This window comes from Halomonas sp. 3H, from assembly GCF_024206005.1.
Classification (GTDB): Bacteria; Pseudomonadota; Gammaproteobacteria; order Pseudomonadales; family Halomonadaceae; genus Halomonas; species Halomonas campaniensis.
On record NZ_CP100360.1, the window covers coordinates 3,788,532 to 3,805,442 of the forward strand.

General features: G+C 68.5%; 13 protein-coding genes. 10 read left to right on the plus strand and 3 right to left on the minus strand.

The window, feature by feature from the left end; genetic code table 11:
* Positions 1–28: 28 nt before the first annotated feature.
* Positions 29–1,003 (minus strand): uroporphyrinogen-III C-methyltransferase, encoded by a 975-nt coding sequence (cobA, locus tag NFC98_RS17425; RefSeq protein ID WP_254276154.1) that lies wholly within the window; start codon positions 1,001–1,003, stop codon positions 29–31.
* A complete protein-coding gene (locus NFC98_RS17430; RefSeq protein WP_254276155.1) occupies positions 960–3,689 on the minus strand; it encodes a nitrate reductase in 2,730 nt (909 codons plus the stop codon). Before NFC98_RS17430 ends, cobA begins: the two co-directional genes overlap by 44 nt.
* Before the next feature lie 407 nt (positions 3,690–4,096).
* Here NFC98_RS17430 and NFC98_RS17435 point away from each other — a divergent pair, with 407 nt between their 5' ends.
* The 6 genes from NFC98_RS17435 to NFC98_RS17460 all read left to right on the plus strand — a co-directional run bounded on the left by NFC98_RS17435 (position 4,097) and on the right by NFC98_RS17460 (position 11,761).
* Positions 4,097–4,696 carry an ANTAR domain-containing response regulator gene (locus NFC98_RS17435; RefSeq protein ID WP_254276156.1) on the plus strand — a complete coding sequence of 200 codons (600 nt, stop codon included), beginning with the start codon at positions 4,097–4,099 and terminating at the stop codon, positions 4,694–4,696.
* Entirely contained in the window at positions 4,693–5,736 is a 1,044-nt protein-coding gene (locus NFC98_RS17440; protein ID WP_254276157.1) for a CmpA/NrtA family ABC transporter substrate-binding protein, read from the plus strand. Before NFC98_RS17435 ends, NFC98_RS17440 begins: the two co-directional genes overlap by 4 nt.
* Positions 5,737–5,970: 234 nt before the next feature.
* Complete coding sequence (locus tag NFC98_RS17445; RefSeq protein ID WP_254276158.1) at positions 5,971–7,311, plus strand: NAD(P)/FAD-dependent oxidoreductase; 1,341 nt, start codon at positions 5,971–5,973, stop codon at positions 7,309–7,311.
* Positions 7,308–9,818, plus strand: a complete 2,511-nt coding sequence (nirB, locus tag NFC98_RS17450; RefSeq protein WP_254276159.1) for a nitrite reductase large subunit NirB — start codon at positions 7,308–7,310, stop codon at positions 9,816–9,818. The genes NFC98_RS17445 and nirB overlap by 4 nt, the downstream gene beginning before the upstream one ends.
* Before the next feature lie 10 nt (positions 9,819–9,828).
* Positions 9,829–10,224, plus strand: a complete 396-nt coding sequence (gene nirD / locus NFC98_RS17455; protein ID WP_254276160.1) for a nitrite reductase small subunit NirD — start codon at positions 9,829–9,831, stop codon at positions 10,222–10,224.
* A gap of 187 nt (positions 10,225–10,411) precedes the next feature.
* The gene (locus NFC98_RS17460) at positions 10,412–11,761 is read left to right on the plus strand and encodes a NarK family nitrate/nitrite MFS transporter (protein WP_254276161.1); all 1,350 of its coding nucleotides are present in this window, start codon (positions 10,412–10,414) and stop codon (positions 11,759–11,761) included.
* Positions 11,762–11,974: 213 nt separating this feature from the next.
* Here NFC98_RS17460 and NFC98_RS17465 read toward each other — a convergent pair whose 3' ends face one another.
* Entirely contained in the window at positions 11,975–12,706 is a 732-nt protein-coding gene (locus tag NFC98_RS17465; RefSeq protein WP_254276162.1) for a FadR/GntR family transcriptional regulator, read from the minus strand.
* 203 nt (positions 12,707–12,909) lie between these two features.
* Here NFC98_RS17465 and NFC98_RS17470 point away from each other — a divergent pair, with 203 nt between their 5' ends.
* The 4 genes from NFC98_RS17470 (at position 12,910) to NFC98_RS17485 (ending at position 16,905) form a co-directional block, all read left to right on the plus strand.
* Positions 12,910–13,914 carry an asparaginase gene (locus tag NFC98_RS17470; RefSeq protein ID WP_254276163.1) on the plus strand — a complete coding sequence of 335 codons (1,005 nt, stop codon included), beginning with the start codon at positions 12,910–12,912 and terminating at the stop codon, positions 13,912–13,914.
* Positions 13,915–14,047: 133 nt separating this feature from the next.
* Positions 14,048–15,049, plus strand: coding sequence for a TRAP transporter substrate-binding protein (locus NFC98_RS17475; protein ID WP_254276164.1), 1,002 nt, complete (start codon positions 14,048–14,050; stop codon positions 15,047–15,049).
* Positions 15,050–15,093: 44 nt separating this feature from the next.
* Positions 15,094–15,615, plus strand: a complete 522-nt coding sequence (locus tag NFC98_RS17480) for a TRAP transporter small permease (RefSeq protein WP_183329967.1) — start codon at positions 15,094–15,096, stop codon at positions 15,613–15,615.
* 15 nt (positions 15,616–15,630) lie between these two features.
* Complete coding sequence (locus NFC98_RS17485; protein ID WP_254276165.1) at positions 15,631–16,905, plus strand: TRAP transporter large permease; 1,275 nt, start codon at positions 15,631–15,633, stop codon at positions 16,903–16,905.
* The last annotated feature ends 6 nt before the right edge of the window (positions 16,906–16,911 follow it).

Here is a 16,911-nt window from a genome sequence, read left to right on the forward strand (position 1 = left end):
ATGACCACGCAAGCCGGTGTCGCTCCGATCACTGCGCGTCTGCCCCGTGCCCCGCACCGACATGCACCCACCGCCTGTCCCGATCCGGCTCCATGACGGGACGCCGGCTACCGGCCGGGGTCCTTGCCACCCTCTTCACCACGCTGCCCACCACGACCAAGCAGGGCGAGGGCAGCGGTTCGGCGGCGAGCCTGGCCGGCATGTCGGCCAGGCTCCCGATCAGCGCGCGCTGGTCGGCCAGGCTGGCATTGGCCACCAGCATCACCGGCCAGTCATCGGGCAGCCCCGCCCCGCGCAACCCCGCGCAGATTGCCGCCACTTTGCCAAGTCCCATGTAGAACACCAGGGTCTCGTCCCGGCGGGCCAGCGAGGCCCAGTCGGGCTCGCCGTCCTCCCGGCAGCGCTGGGCCGTGACGAAACGCAGCTGCTGGGCATGGGCGCGATCGGTGAGGGGAATGCCCATGGCGGCACAGGCCGCCGAGGCGGCGGTGATGCCGGGCACGATCTCGGCCGGCACGCCGGCCTCCTCGAGGGCGGCGAGCTCCTCCCCCAGGCGCCCGAACACGCCGGGATCCCCGCCCTTGAGGCGCACCACCGCCTTGCCCTGGCCGGCCAGCCTGACCATCAGCGCACCGATCTCGGCCTGGGACACGCTGTGGTGCCCGCGGCCCTTGCCCACATCAAAGCGCTCCCGCCCGGCGGGAATCAGCGCCAGCACCTCGTCCCCCACCAGGCGGTCGTAGACCACGGCATCGGCCTGCTGCAGCAGCCGGGCGGCGCGCAGCGTCAACAGGTCGGCCGAGCCGCTGCCGGCGCCCACCAGGTAGACGGTTCCGCCACGACAGTCGCCGTCCAACGGCCCCTCCGCGGGACGCGCAGCGCTGCCGAAGCGCTCAGCGAGCCAGCGGCCTGTCCCCTGGGCGAGACGCGCCAGCGGCATGCAGGCCCTGGTGGCGGACTCAAGCGACATCGATGGCGTCGGATTGCGGCGTGACGCGCGCATGGCTCCCCTCCTCTTCGGCATGTTCCTCGATCAGCGACTTGAGTTCGGGGAGGCAGCTGCCGCACTGGGTGCCGCAGGCGAGCCGCGCGCCCAGCGCCTCGACGCTGGCCTCCCCCTCGCGGATGGCAGCGACGATGCTCCCCTGCCCCACCTGATGGCAGCTGCAGACCACCGGGCCACTGTCGCCGACCCCGTCGTCGCAGCCGGCCAGCAGCCGACGCCGCTGCCCCCTGGACAGCGCCTCGCCGCTCGCCGCCTCGGAAAAGCGCGCCTCGAGCCAGGCCAGGCCGGGCAGTTCGGCGGGCGGCCCCACCATAAGCCACCAGCGCAGACGCCCCGCCTGGAGACCCGCCGCCCGCAGGCGGCCCCGAGCCGGGTCGTCACACCACAGCGACGCCGCCACCCCCAGCCGCCGGGCGGCCCAGTCCAGCCAGTCCGGCGCCTCGCCGCCGGCCAGCTGCCAGCGCTGCGCCCAGGCCAGGGGGATGCGCGCCCAGTAGTCGACCTCGCCGCACCAGGCCGGCTCGACGCCCAGGTCGTCGGCGACCACCAGGGTCGCCTCCCAGGCGCTGGCCAGGGGCGCGAGGGCGACGGCGCCGTGCTTGGACTCCGGCTGCCCCGACAGCGGGTCGGCGTGCCCCGCGAGCAGGGCGCCCATGCGGGCCCGGCCGCTGAACTGGTCGGTCCAGTGGATGGGTACGAAGAGCTCGCCGCGGCGCTGGGCCCGGGAGAGGCGGGCCCGGCCGACGTAGTCGCCGCCGGCGCCAGCGAGCCGCGCCAGCCGCTGGTCCTCGATGCCGTGGGCGGCGGCATCGTCCGGGTGCAGCTCGATGAAGGGCTCGGCGCGATGGTTCATCAGCCGCGGCGCGCGGCCGGTGCGCGTCATGGTGTGCCACTGGTCGCGCACCCGGCCGGTATTGAGGCGCAGCGGGCGCGCCTCGCTGAGCGCCTGCACGGGGCCACGGGGCCGCACCGGCACCAGCCTGGCGCGGCCATCCGGCGTGGCGAAGCGGCCATCCTCGAACAGCCGGGGGGTGCCCTGGGGGGCCTCGGCCGTGACCGGCCACTGGATGGGGGCCAGGGCGTCATAGTCGGCCCGCGCGAGGCCGGCCAGGGCGGAGATATCGAAGAGCCGGCTCCCGTCGTTCTCGAAGCCCGAGAGCCGGGCGTGCTCGTCGAAGATCTCGGCAGGATGGCTATAGAGAAAGGCCGCGCCGAACCCCAGCCGGCGGGCCACCTCGACAAGCATCCACCAGTCGGGGCGGGCCTCCCCCGGCGGGGGCAACAGGCCGCGCTGGCGCGAGATCCGGCGCTCGGAGTTGGTCACGGTGCCATCCTTCTCGGACCAGCCGGCGGCCGGCAGCACGATATCGGCATAGGGCAGCAGGTCGGTGGCGGCCGCACACTCGGAGACGATCACCAGCGGGCAGCGTGCGAGGGCGCGACGCACGCGATTGGCCTCGGGCAGGCTCACCGCCGGGTTGGTGCCCATGATCCACACCGCCTGCACCTCGCCACGCTCGATGGCCTCGAAGAGCGCCAGCGCCTTGTGGCCGGGCCCCGCGGGCAGGCTCGGTACCAGGCCCGGCGTGCTCCAGAAGCGCGTGACCCGCTCGATGGCGCCGGGCGTGTCGTAGTCCATGTGGGCGGCGAGCTGGTTGGCCAGCCCGCCCACCTCGCGGCCCCCCATGGCGTTGGGCTGGCCGGTGATCGAGAAGGGCCCGGCGCCGGGCAGGCCGATCTTGCCGCCCGCCAGGTGGCAGTTGATGATGGCGTTGCCCTTGTCGGTGCCGCTGGAAGACTGGTTGATGCCCTGGGAGAAGAGCGTCACCACATGCAGCTGGGTGCTGAACCAGTAGTAGAAGGTCTCCAGCCGCTCCGGGTCGAGGTCGCAGTCGGCGGCGATCGCCTCCAGCGAGGTGTCTTCCTCCCGGGCCGCGGCCAGCGCCTCCTCGAGGCCGGCGGTATGGCGGTCGAGATAGACCCGGTCGAGCCTGCCGGCGTCGGCCATGTGGGCCAGCAGGCCGGTGAACAGCCGGCCATCGCTGCCCGGCGCCAGGCCCAGGTAGAGGTCGGCGATCTCGCAGCTGTCGGTGACGCGAGGGTCGATCACCACCACCCGCAGCAGCGGGTTGCGGCTCTTGGCGGCCTTGAGGCGCTGGTAGAGCACCGGGTGGTTCCAGGCCAGGTTGGAACCCACCAGCACCACCAGCTCGGCCTCTTCCAGGTCCTCGTAGCAGCACGGCACGGCGTCGGCGCCGAAGGCGCGCTTGTGGGCGGCCACCGCCGAGGCCATGCACAGCCGGGAGTTGGTATCGAGGTGCGGCGTGCCGATGAAGCCCTTGAACAGCTTGTTGGCGACATAGTAGTCCTCGGTGAGCAGCTGCCCGGAGAGGTAGGCGCCGATCGCCGCCGCCCCCTGCGCCTCGCGGATGGCCGCCAGGCGGGTGGCCACGCTGTCCAGCGCGGCGTCCCAGTCGACCTCGGCGCCGTCGACCCGAGGCCGGGTCAGGCGGCCGTGATCCCCCAGCGTCTCGTGCAGTGCCGCGCCCTTGACGCACAGGCGGCCGTAGTTGGCGGGGTGCCGGGCATCGCCCGCCACGCCGATCATCGTCTCGTGGTCCAGCTGGGCCAGAACGCCACAGCCGACGCCACAGTAGGGGCAGGTGGTGCGGGCCTGTTGCATGTCGACCTCCTCGAGGCTAGCCGGGAATGGGCGCGCAAACGACGACGCCCACCGCGTCGTCCCGGGAGGGAAGGCGCAGGTGGGCGTCGTTGCCGTCTGCCGCGGGGATGACCGCCTGGCCATCCCCGGATGTTGTCTATTGAGTAAGCAAACCATGTGCCAGGCGTTGAAAACCGACGTCATCCTGACCGGTTGCCCTGCCCGGCGGGGCGCTCGAGGGGCCTCATGGGGTGTCGCCTGCACCAGTCACGAGGCAGCCGACCCGGCGCCCGCACCACTGCAGTGCAGCATGAGGCGCCCCGGGGATGTCGCTGCACCGCCAGGGCCGCTCACCGCCGACAAAAGGCGAACCTGGAATGCATCTTGCTTGGAGGTGGGGCAGACGCCAAACGATGAGCGATGTCACCATGCCCCCACCCCTGAAGATCCTGCTGGTCGACGACGAACTCGTGCGCGCCGCCATGGTCGAGGAGGCCCTGGCCCAGGAAGGCCACGAAGTGGCCTGTCGGCTGCAAGGCCCGGCCAGCCTCAACGAGATGGTCGCCCGCCACCAGCCCGACGTGGTGATCATCGACATGGAATCCCCCGACCGCGATACCCTCGACAGCATGGCGCTGCTCAACCGCGAGAATCCCCGCCCGGTGGTGTTCTTCGCCGACCAGCACGACCCCGATACCATGCAGGCGGCGCTCCGGTCCGGGGTCAGCGCCTACGTGGTCGACGGCCTGGTGCCCGGCCGGGTCAAGGCGATCATCGAGGTTGCCATCGCCCGCTTCGACGCCTTCCAGTCGATGCGCCAGGAGCTCGACAAGGTGCGCAACCAGCTCACCGACCGCAAGCGCATCGAGCGCGCCAAGGGGCTCCTGATGAAGCACCAGGGCTGCGACGAGGAGCAGGCCTACCGCATGCTGCGCAAGATCGCCATGGACCGCGGCCAGCGCATCGCCAAGGTGGCCGAGAGCGTCATCGATATCCTGGAGCGCCTGGACAAGGGGTCACTGTCATGAGAGACACCATCACGCCGTCTGCCACAACACCGGAACTCGAGCAACTCACGCTCGGCTTCATCCCCCTGGTCGATGCGGTGCTGCTGATCGTGGCCCGGGAACAGGGCTTCTTCGGCGCGCAGGGGCTCGATGTCACGCTGTCACGGGAGAACGCCTGGTCGACGCTGCGCGACAAGGTCGCGGCCGGCCTGCTCGACGGCGCTCATATGCTCGCGCCCCTGCCGCTGGCCATGAGCCTGGGCATGGAGCGAGCCCCCTGCGACACCCTGGCCCCCGCCACCCTCAGCCATGGCGGCAACACCCTGGTGCTCTCCTCGCGGCTGTGTGAACAGAGCGGTGCGACGCTGGGCGACGACCCGGCATGCAGCGCCCGCGCCCTCGCCGAGTGGCGGGTCCGTCATGCCGATGCGGCGCGCCCCCGCCTGGCCATGGTCTACCCCTTCTCCTGCCAGCATTTCCTGCTGCGAGAGTGGCTGGCCCTGGGCGGGCTCGCCGCCGGTCGCGACGTCGAGCTGGTCGCCCTGCCGCCGCCGCGCATGGTTGCCGCCCTGCGCGAGGGGCAGATCGACGGCTTCTGCGTCGGCGAACCCTGGGGCAGCCTCGCCGAGCATGAGGGGGTCGGTCGGCTGGTGGCCAGCGGCGCCCAGCTGTGGCCCGACCACCCCGAGAAGGTGCTGGGCGTGACCCGCTCCTGGGCCAGGCGCTACCCGGCAACGCTCGCCGGCCTGCTGCGCGCGTTGCAGCATGCCAGCGACTGGCTCGCCGAGAGCCCGGCGCACCGTCACCAGGCCCACGACTGGCTGGCGCTGCCGCCCTACCTGGATCGCTCGGTCAGCCATCTCGACAGCCTGCCCGAGGGGCAGGGGCCCATTCGCCAGCGCCTCTACGGTGGCGACCTGCTGCGGCCCGACGTCGAGGCCATGGGTCGCATCGCCGAGGCGCTGCAGGGTCCGCTGCGCGACAGGGGCCGCACCCTCGATATCCGCACCCTGCACGAGTGCCACACCCCCGTGCATTTCGACGCCGCCCTGCACCACTAAGAGGCAGCCAGGGCCCGCGCGAGGCGCTCCCACGCCTCACCAGGCACCTTTCAACAGGTTGAAATAAAAGGAAAAACATCATCAACCCGGCCTCCTGGCCGGGTTCTTGTTTGTGCATGGCAACAACGGCGATCAACGGTGATTGCCCCTCCTGACGAAGACGTCTCAGCGCGCCCCGATGCCGGGGCAGCGCCGAGGCGTCTTCTTTTTTTGTCACACCGGAGGTGCCCGATCATGCACCCAGCCCCGCACGAGACCGAACACCTGGTGATCATCGGCAACGGCATGGCCGGCCACCGATTGGTCGAGGCCCTGCTCGAGCGACCGGACCGCCCGAGGCGAATCACCGTGATCGGTGACGAGCGACACGCCGCCTACAACCGCATCCTGCTCTCGCCCTGGCTGGCCGGCGAGATGGAGCGCGAGGCCCTCACCCTGCGCAAGGCCGAGTGGTACGCCGAGCAGGGCATCGAGCTGCTGCTCGGCGAACGGGTCACGTCCATCGATCGCACGGCGCGCCGGCTGACCACCGATGCCGGCCGAGCCCTCGACTACCACCGCCTGGTGCTGGCCACCGGCTCGCGCCCGGCCCTGCCGGCGGTACCCGGCATCGCGCTGTCGGGCGTCCACGGCTTCCGCGACCTCGACGATGCCGAGGCCCTGGCAGGGGTCGCCGAGCGCGGCGGCCAGGTCGTGGTGGTCGGCGGGGGGCTGCTCGGCCTGGAGGCCGCGGAGGGCCTGCGCAAGCGCGGAGAAGGCTCTCACCCCCAGGGCTCACGCGGCCTGGCGGTCAGCGTGCTGCAGCGCGCCGAGCGCCTCATGAATCGCCAGCTCGATGCCACCGCCGCCACCCTGCTGGAGGCCGAGCTCGGTCGCCGCGGCCTGGCCATCCACACCGGCGTGCAGCTGGCAGCGATCGAGGGCGACCACCATGGCCGGGTAACCGGAGTGCGTCTCACCGACGGCCGGCGCCTGGCCGCCGACGGCGTGGTGGTCGCCGCCGGGATCGCCCCCAACGCCGAGCTGGGCCAGCGCGCCGGACTCGCCGTCGACCGGGCCATCGTCGTCGACGCCACCCTGACCACCTCCGACCCGGCGATCCACGCCCTGGGCGAGTGCTGCCAGTTCGAGGGCATCACCTACGGGCTGGTGGAGCCGATCTGGCGCCAGGTGGCGGTACTTGCCGCGCGCCTGTGCGGCGAGGCCACGCCCCGCTACCGGGAGGCCGCGACCGCCACCAGGCTCAAGATCAGCGGCATCTCGCTGTTTGCCTTCGGCCCCATCGAACCCGACGCCGGCCATGAGGTGCTCGCCTACCACGACCCCGGGCAGGGCGACTACCGCCGCCTGCTGCTGCGCCACGGCCGGCTCGAGGGCGCCATCCTCTATGGCGACACCGCCATGGGTCCCTGGCTGTTCCGCCAGGCCCAGGCGGGCCTCGATCTGGGCCCCTGCCGCCGCGCCCTGCTGCTCGGCACGGCCGAGGCCGATGCCCTGCTCGCTGCCCACCACTTCGACACCGATTCCACCACCGATCTCGACGCCCGGGACCGCCCCGTCAAGGAGGCCGCATGAACACACCCAAGCAACGCCTGATCATCATCGGCAACGGCATGGTCGGCCACCACCTGGTCGAGCAGCTCATCGAGCGCAGTGCCACCTCACACTACGCCATCACCGTCTTCGGCGAAGAGCGTCACCGCGCCTACGACCGGGTCCATCTCTCGGAGTACTTCAGCGGCCGCGATGCCGACGACCTGGCCCTGTGCGATGTCGACTGGTATGCCGCCAACGGCATCGAGCTGCGCCTCTCGGAGAGCGTGACCGCCATCGACCGCAACAAAGGGGAAGTCGTAACCGCTCAGGGCCGCATTCCCTACGATCGCCTGGTGCTGGCCACCGGCTCCTATCCCTTCGTGCCGCCGATTCCCGGCAGCGACCGCCCGGGCTGTCTGGTCTATCGCACCCTGGACGACCTGGATGCCATTCGCGCCGCCGCCAAGCATGCCGCTACCGGCGTGGTGGTGGGCGGTGGCCTGCTGGGGCTGGAGGCGGCCAATGCCCTGCGCGGCCTTAGCCTGGAGACCGCCGTGGTGGAGTTCGCGCCGCGCCTGATGCCCATGCAGGTCGACGGGGAAGGGGGCGAGCTGCTGCGCGAGAAGATCGAGGCCCTCGGCGTGCAGGTCCACACCGACCGTGCCACCCAGCGCATCGAGGACGGCATGGACGCCAGCCACCGCATGGTCTTCCAGGACGGCAAGGTGCTGGAGGCCGACCTGATCGTCTTCTCCGCCGGCATCCGCCCACGGGACGAGCTGGCCCGCGACTGCGCCCTGGAGAGAGGCGAGCGCGGCGGCGTAGTGATCGACGACCGCTGCCTGACCAGCGACCCGGCGATCCTCGCCATCGGCGAGGTGGCGCTCTGGCACAACAGCATCTTCGGCCTGGTCGCCCCCGGCTACCAGATGGCCAAGGTGGCCGCCGACACCCTGCTCGGCGGCGAGGGAGAGGGCTTCCGCGGTGCCGACATGAGCACCAAGCTCAAGCTGCTGGGTGTCGACGTGGGGGCCATCGGCGATGCCCATGGCGACCGGACGCCCGGCGCCCGGGTATTCCGTTACCTCGACCAGCTCAAGCAGCAGTACCGCAAGCTGGTGGTCTCCGGCGACGGCAGGCGCCTGGTCGGCGCCATGCTGGTCGGCGACAACAGCGTCTATGACACCCTGCTGCAGGTCTACAGCAACGGCCTCGACCTCCCCGAGGACCCGGCCTCGCTGATCCTGCCCAGCAGTGAAGGCGCTCCGACGCTGGGGCCGGATGCCCTGCCCGAGACGGCGACCCTCTGTTCGTGCCACAACGTCACCAAGGGCGACATCTGCGCCAGCATCGATGGCGGGGCCGGAGACCTGGGGGCGATCAAGGGCGAGACGAAGGCCAGCACCGGCTGCGGTGGCTGCGCGGCCCTGCTCAAGAGCGTCGTCGAGCACGAACTGGAGAGCCGGGGCGTGGAGGTCGACAAGTCGATCTGCGAGCACTTCGCCCATACCCGCCAGGCGCTCTACGACATCGTGCGGGTGGAGGGCATCAAGACCTTCAGCGAGCTGATGCAGAAGCACGGCAACCCCGAGACCCACAAACTCGGCTGCGATATCTGCAAGCCGGCGGTGGCCTCGATACTCGCCTCCTGCTTCAACGAGCCGATCACCGATGCCGCCCACATCCCGCTGCAGGACACCAACGACACCTTCATGGCCAACATGCAGAAGAACGGCACCTACTCGGTGGTGCCCCGGGTGCCCGGCGGCGAGATCACGCCCGACAAGCTGGTGGTGCTGGGCCAGGTGGCGCAGAAGTACGACCTCTACACCAAGGTCACCGGCGGACAGCGCATCGACCTGTTCGGCGCCCGCCTGGAGGACCTCCCGGAGATCTGGAGCGAACTGCTCGACGCCGGCTTCGAGACCGGCCACGCCTACGCCAAGTCACTGCGTACGGTGAAGTCCTGCGTGGGCAGCACCTGGTGCCGCTATGGCGTGCAGGACAGCGTGGGCATGGCGATCCGCCTGGAGCATCGCTACAAGGGGCTTCGCTCGCCCCACAAGCTCAAGTTCGGCGTCTCCGGCTGCACCCGCGAGTGCGCCGAGGCCCAGGGCAAGGACATCGGCGTGATCGCCACCGAGCACGGCTGGAACCTCTATGTCTGCGGCAACGGCGGCATGCGGCCCCGCCATGGCGAGCTCTTCGCCACCGACCTCGACGACGAGCGACTGATCCAGCTCATCGACCGTTTCCTGATGTTCTACGTGCGCACCGCCGACCGCCTGCAGCGCACCTCGGTGTGGCGCGAGAGCCTCGAGGGCGGCCTGGACTACCTCAAGGAGGTGGTCATCGACGACCGCCTGGGAATCGGCGAGGCGCTGGAGCGCCAGATGCAGCACGTCATCGACACCTACCAGTGCGAGTGGGCCAATGCCCTCGACGACCCGGAGAAGCTCAAGCGCTTCCGCAGCTTCGTCAACGACCACCGGCCGGACCCCGACATCATCATGACCAGCGAGCGCGGCCAGCTTCGCCCTGCTTAAGGAAATACTCATGAAAACCGCTACCGCAGCCAACACCATGACACAGACCTGGCAACGTCTCTGCACCCGCGCCGACCTGGTGCCCTACTCCGGCGTTGCCGCCTGGGTGGAAACCGCCGAGGGCCCCGCCCAGGTGGCGCTCTTCTACGTTCCCGGCGGCCCCAACACGCCGCGGCCAGGCCTCGACCAGGAGCTCTATGCCCTCGACCACCACGACCCCATGGCGGGCGCCAACGTCATCGCCCGGGGGATCGTCGGCGACCTGAAGGGCGAGCCGGTGGTGGCCTCACCGCTCTACAAGCACCACTACCGGCTGGCGGACGGCCAGTGCCTGGAGAATCCCGGCATCCGCCTGCGCACCTGGGCGGTGAGCTTCAGGGGTGGCGAGGTATGGATCCAGGCATGAAGGCAGGGCAGGGCCGCCCCATCCAGACACTGAGCAACGACCCGCTGACCGACAGATAGCGTGTGTCAGTCATCAACGGCAAGGCAGGCGTGGACCAGGCTCCCCGGAGTACGAGTGCGTCAGACCCGACCTTCAACGGTGAAGGCCCAGCATTGCGTGTTCGATCATCACTCGACGAGGTACTCCCATGGAGATCCGCAACAAGGCCAACAGGATTCGCCTGTTCACCCTCAAGACGCCGCAGATGCGAGCCTTCCACTTCTCGTGGCTGGCCTTCCACCTCTGCTTCTTCGGCTGGTTCGGCATCGCCCCGCTCATGGCGGTGGTTCGTGACGACCTCGGCCTGACCAAGACCCAGATCGGCAATACCATCATCGCCTCGGTGGCCATCACCGTGATCGTGCGGCTGCTGATCGGGGTGCTCTGCGACCGCATCGGGCCGCGCAGGGCCTATACCTGGCTGCTCTGTCTCGGCTCCCTGCCGGTGATGGCCATCGGTTTCGCCAACAGCTTCGAGACCTTCCTGCTCGCCCGCCTGGCGATCGGCGCCATCGGCGCCTCCTTCGTGATCACCCAGTACCACACCTCGATCATGTTCGCGCCCAACGTGGTGGGCACCGCCAACGCCACCTCGGCAGGCTGGGGCAACCTCGGCGGCGGAACCACCCAGATCCTGATGCCCTTGATCTTTTCCGGCCTGCTGATGCTGGGCGTCAACGAGGCCTTCGGCTGGCGGCTGGCCATGGTGGTCCCGGGCGTGGTGCTGTTCCTCACCGGCATCGCCTACTATCGCTTCACCCAGGATGCCCCCGACGGCAACTTCGATGAGCTGCGTGCTCGCGGCGAGCTGCCGGCGGCCAGCGGCGAGAGCAGTGCCGGCCAGACCTTCCTGGCCGCTGCCAAGGACATCCGGGTCTGGGCCCTGTTCGTGGTCTATGCCGCCTGCTTCGGCGTCGAGCTGACCATCCACAACATCGCCGCCATCTATTTCTTCGACCACTTCGACCTGACCCTGGCCACCGCCGGCATGATCGCCGGCCTCTTCGGCCTGATGAACCTCTTCGCCCGCACCCTGGGCGGCATCTTCTCGGACCTCTTCGCCCGGCAGGCCGGCCTGAAGGGGCGCGTGCGCTGGCTGTTCATCGCCATGCTCTGCGAGGGCATCGCTCTGCTGTTCTTCTCGCAGATGCATGTGCTGGCACTCGCCATCGGCATCATGCTGGTGTTCAGTCTCTTCGTGCAGATGGCGGAGGGGGCCACCTTCGGCGTGGTGCCCTTCATCAACAAGCGGGCGCTCGGCGCCGTGGCCGGGATCGTCGGTGCCGGGGGCAACGCCGGTGCGGTGGCCGCCGGCTTCCTGTTCCGCTCCGAGTCGCTCAGTTACCAGCAGGGGCTCTTCTACCTGGGCGTGGCGGTGATCATCGCCGCCCTCTGCACCCTGCTGGTGCGCTTCTCGCCGGAGGTCGAGGCTCAGGAAGCCGACGCCTACCGCGAGGCCGAGGACAACCTGGGAGGTAGTGCCCTGTCACTGCGTTGACCCTTGCAGGAGTTGGCCTGCACGAGACCACCGCCCCGCCGGGCGGTGGTCTTCGCTGGTCATTGAAAACACCACCCCCCAGAGAATGAACGAGGCGACACCTGGTTAGGCAAAATTCCAGTGGCCACTGCGCCTGGCAGGATGACGCGGATGGAAACCTGATCAGAGCCTGGATGGCCTGTCAGGCGGGGTGAGGATGGAGTGGACCTACTGTCAGTCGACGTAGGTCAGGTTGGTCTCCCAGCTCTCGCTGCTGACCTCGATGGCCGCCTTTACCCCCTCCTCGTCACCCGCCTGGAAGGCCGCGTAGATCGCCCGGTGGTCTTTCAGGGCGACCTCCGGAAGCGTCTGCATGGAGGTTTCCAGCGCAGCCTCGATCAGCTGGATCAGGGTCTCGCCTACCCGGATGGTCATCGGGTTGTGGGTCGCCTGCAGGATCGCCCGGTGGAAGGCGACATCGTGACGCGCCGTCTGCTCCCCGTTGGCGATCGCCGAGGCCATGGCCTCGATGCTCTGCCGGATGCGGACATGATCCTCCGGCCGGGCATTGTGCATGGCCTGCAGGGTATAGGCCGGCTCGAACATCCTGCGGAACTCGAGCACGTCTCGCGTCATGCCCCGGGCCAGGATCATGCCGAAGGCCATCGGGTCCACCAGGGGGTCGCCCGGCTCGCGGCAGATCATGGTGCCCTGCCCCCGCTTGACCTCCACGATGCCGATGGCCTGGAGCATCTTGATGGCCTCGCGAACGCTCGACTTGCCGATCCCCAGGGTCTGGGTCAGTTCGGTCTCCGACGGCAGGTAATCGCCCGGCTGGAGTTCACCGCGAATCAGCGCCCCCTTGATGCGTTCCAGCAGCTGCAGGGCGACGGAGCTGCGGTCGATGGAGCTGCCGAAACTCTCCATGGAAGTGGGCGGCAGTGTGGGCTGGCGTTTCAGGCTCATGCTGGCGTCTCGTGTTGGCGTGGCGTGCCGCATCGAAGCGAATTTTGATTTGTCGATGCCGAAATGGTTGGACGTTCTGTCATTTCCCGCTTGCAGACGACTCGAGATCGAGTCTAGCATGGGTTCAGACAACAGACATCTGATGTCTGAACACTGAAACGGCATCACGGGCCCAGGCCCCCATGCCTGACACGGTGACAACAATGACAAGAGCCAGGACAAGCACCCGAGTGGTGGTCCTCACCACCGGCGGCACCATCGCCAGTAGCCCGGATGATTCCGGTCGGAATCGGTCAGGTGCGCTGCAGGGTGACGTGCTGATGAGCCGCGTTTCGCTGCCGGAAGGCGCGGCCATCGACGTCGAGGTTCGCTCCCTGCTGCAGAAGCCCAGCAATGCCATCACCCGCGATGACCTGATGCGCCTGCGCCAGGAGTGCCAGGCCCTGGCCGAGTCCTCCGACGTGGCGGGTATCGTCATCACCCATGGCACCGACACCCTCGAGGAGACCGCCTACTTCCTCGATATCACCCTGCCGGCTTCCCCCACCATCGTGCTGACGGGCTCGCAGCGCGCCCCCCACGAGCCCGGCACGGATGCCTTTCGCAACATCGCCGACGCCGTGATGGTTGCGGCCAGTGAAGAGGCCCGTGGCCTCGGCACCCTGGTGGTGTTCAACCAGTCGATCTTCTCTGCCCGGCAGGTGCGCAAGGTCAGCAGCTTTCAGGTGAACGGCTTCGCCGCGCCGGAGGCCGGCCCGCTCGGCTATATCGACGGCGCGCGGATCAAGATATCGGTCCATCCCGCTCGCCCCGAGAGGCTGGGGCTCCCCGCCGACGCCGCCCTGCCGAGGGTCGACATCCTGCCCGCCTATCTGGACGCCTCGCCCGCCCTGCTGGAGGCCGCCGTGGCGGGCGGGGCCGCCGGCCTGGTGATCGACGGCCTGGGGCGCGGCCATGTCCCTCCGGACTGGCTGGATGTCATCCCGCGCATTACCGCACGCGGCATCCCGGTGGCGATCGTCAGCAGCTGCCCTACCGGGCCGGTCCACGCCAGCTACGAATTCATGGGCAGCCTCGCTAGCCTGGAGTCGGCCGGCGTCATCGCCGTCCCCGACCTGAGTGCCCGCAAGGCCCGGCTTGCCCTGTCGGCCCTCCTCGCCTCCACGAAGGGCGAGGTCGCCGCACCACTGCGAACCCTGACGGCCTGAGCATGGCCGGCAACATGCTCCGCCTGTCCGCGTCAGGCTGAAAGGGCCCGTACCGAGTGCGGGTGACGCCGGGTCACGCCGGTGTCGAACGTCACGTGAAGATGCACACCAACAACCCAACAAGGTGCTGACAATGAAGAGCAAACTGACCAAGGTGTCACTGGTGGCGGCGATTGCCGCCGCGTCCTTCGGCATGAGCCAGGCACAGGCCGCCGAGTACACCTTCAGCTTCGCCCACGTCCTGATCGAGGATACGCCCAACGGGCAGGCAGCACTTCGCTTCAAGGAGGAAGTCGAGGAGAAGTCCGAGGGACGCATCGAGATCAACGTGCTGCCCGCGGCCCAGGTCGGCGGCGACGTGGAGATCATCGAGCAGATCCAGATGGGCCTGGTCGATATCGGCATCCCGCCCACCGCCACGCTCGGCAACTTCGAGCCGCGCATGCAGATCCTCGACCTGCCGTTCCTGATCGCCGACTACGACACCATGGTGTCGACCCTGGATGGCGACGTGGGCCGCGAGATCCTGGACACCCTGAGCGGCCACAACATGTATGGCGTGAACTTCTGGGGCGCCGGCTTCCGCCACATGACCAACAACGTGCGGCCCATCCATGGCCCCGAGGACCTCGACGCCATCCGCATGCGCACCATGCAGGCGCCGATCATCATCTCCACCTACGAGAACTATGGCGCCAACGCCACCGCCATGGCCTTCACCGAGGTCTACAACGGCCTGCAGCAGGGGGTCGTCGCCGGCCAGGAGAACCCGCTGGCCAACATCTACACCATGCGCTTCCACGAGGTACAGGACTACCTGTCGCTGACCAACCACGCCTATCACGCCTACGCGGCGGTGATTAACCAGGACTCCTGGGACTCCCTGCCCGAAGACCTCCAGGCCGTGATGCTCGAGGCCTTCGACAACGGACGTACCGCCTCACGCGAGCTGACCCTGCAGGACGAGGAAACCATCCTCGAGGCCATCAAGGACGAGATCGCGATCAACGAGATCACTCCCGAGGCGCGCGAGGCCTTCATCGAGGCCAGCATGCCGGTGCATCAGGAGTACGAGAGCGTGGTCACCACCGAGCTCCTGCACAAGGTCTATGACGCGGTGGGTATCGAGTACTGATCCCGCCTTCCCCTTCGATGTCACTCTAACCCGGTGCACTCACCATGTTTGAAGCACTCAACAAGGTGATTGATTTCCTGGAGAGTGTGGCGATGGTCGCGTTCATGTCGATCGCGACCATCATTACCACCATTCAGGTCGTCTATCGCTACGGCTTCAATGGCTCGCTGTTCTGGGCCGAGGAAGTCGTCATCTACTCCATCATCTGCATGAGCTTCGTGGGGGCCAGCATGGGAGTCAGGCACGGCGTGCATATCTCCGTCGACGTGCTCAACGCCTTCGTGTCGCCGGCCATCAACCGCTGGCTGCATATCATCGCCGCCGTGCTGGGCATCGCCTTTGCCGGCTTCCTGGTCTATTACGGCTTCCACCTCTACTTCAACACGCTGGGACGCGGACAGCTGACGGCCGCCCTGCGCCTGCCCATGGCCTGGTTCTACCTGCCCATCGGCATATCCGGCATCCTGCTGATCCTGCGCTACCTGTGGGTCATCCATGAGGCCTGGACCAAGCCGCCGGTCACTCTCGCCGAAGAGCTTGCCGCCGAGAAAGACAAGCTCGTCTAACGACTGGAGACCCTCATGATCACGGCACTTCTTCCCATCTTCTTCGCGGTGCTGCTGCTAGGGCTGCCGATCTTCGCTGCGCTGGCGTTCTCCGTCTTCCTGGCCATCGAGTTCTTTGGCACCACCAACCCGGTCATCGTGCCGATGCGCATGTTCACCGGGATGAACAACTTCTCGCTGATGGCCATCCCGTTCTTCATCCTGGCCGCCGAACTGATGCGCATCGGCGGCCTCTCGGACCGGCTCATCAACCTGGCCAAGGCGCTGGTCGGCTGGGTCCCGGGGGGCCTGGCGGCGGCCACCGTGCTCTCCTGCCTGTTCTTCGGGGCGATCTCGGGCTCCAGCCCCGCCACGGTGGTGGCCATCGGCTCGATCATGTTCCCTGCCCTGGTGGCCGCGGGCTACGACAAGCGCTTCGCCATCGGCCTGATCGCCACCGCGGGCACCCTGGGGCCCATCGTGCCGCCGAGCATCGCGCTGATCATCTATGGCTCGGTGACCGGCACATCGGTCGGCCGGCTGTTCGCGGCGGGCCTGCTACCGGCCATCCTGATCGGCTCGCTGCTGATCGCCTACTGCATCGTCTACTCGTCGTTCAAGGGCTACGAGCGCTCGCCGTTTCCGACCCTGCGCCAGGTCGGGTCCGCGTTCAAGTCGGCCGCCTGGGGCCTGGGCCTGCCGTTCATCCTGCTAGGCGGCATCTACAGCGGCGTCTTCACCCCCACCGAGTCCGCCGCGGTGGCCTGCATGTACGGGCTGTTCGTGGGCATGGTGGTCTACCGCACCATCGATTTCCGGGACCTGATCGGCACCCTGCGCAGCTCCGGCCTGATCTCGGCCACCCTGCTGCTGATCACCGCCGGCGCCTCGGCCTTCTCGTGGCTGCTGGCGATCACCGGCACCCCGACCCAGCTGGCGAGCCAGGTGCTCTCCCTCACCGATGACCCCTTCCAGGTGATGGCGCTGTTCAACGTGGTGATGATCATTGCCGGCTTCTTCCTCGACAGTGCCTCGGCGATCATCGTGCTCTCCCCGCTGCTGCAGCCGATCGCCGCCCAGGTCGGCGTGGATCCGGTCCACTTCGGTGTCATCACCCTGGTCAACTTCTCCGTCGGCATGATCACCCCGCCGGTCGGGCTGAACCTGTTCGTGGCCATGGCGATCTCGAAGATGTCGCTGCAGGAGGTCTTCAAGGCGTGTCTGCCGCTGATCCTGATCATGCTGGTCGCCCTGATGGTCATCACCTACGTGCCCTGGATCAGCACCTGGCTGCCATCACTGCTCTACTGAGGAGGC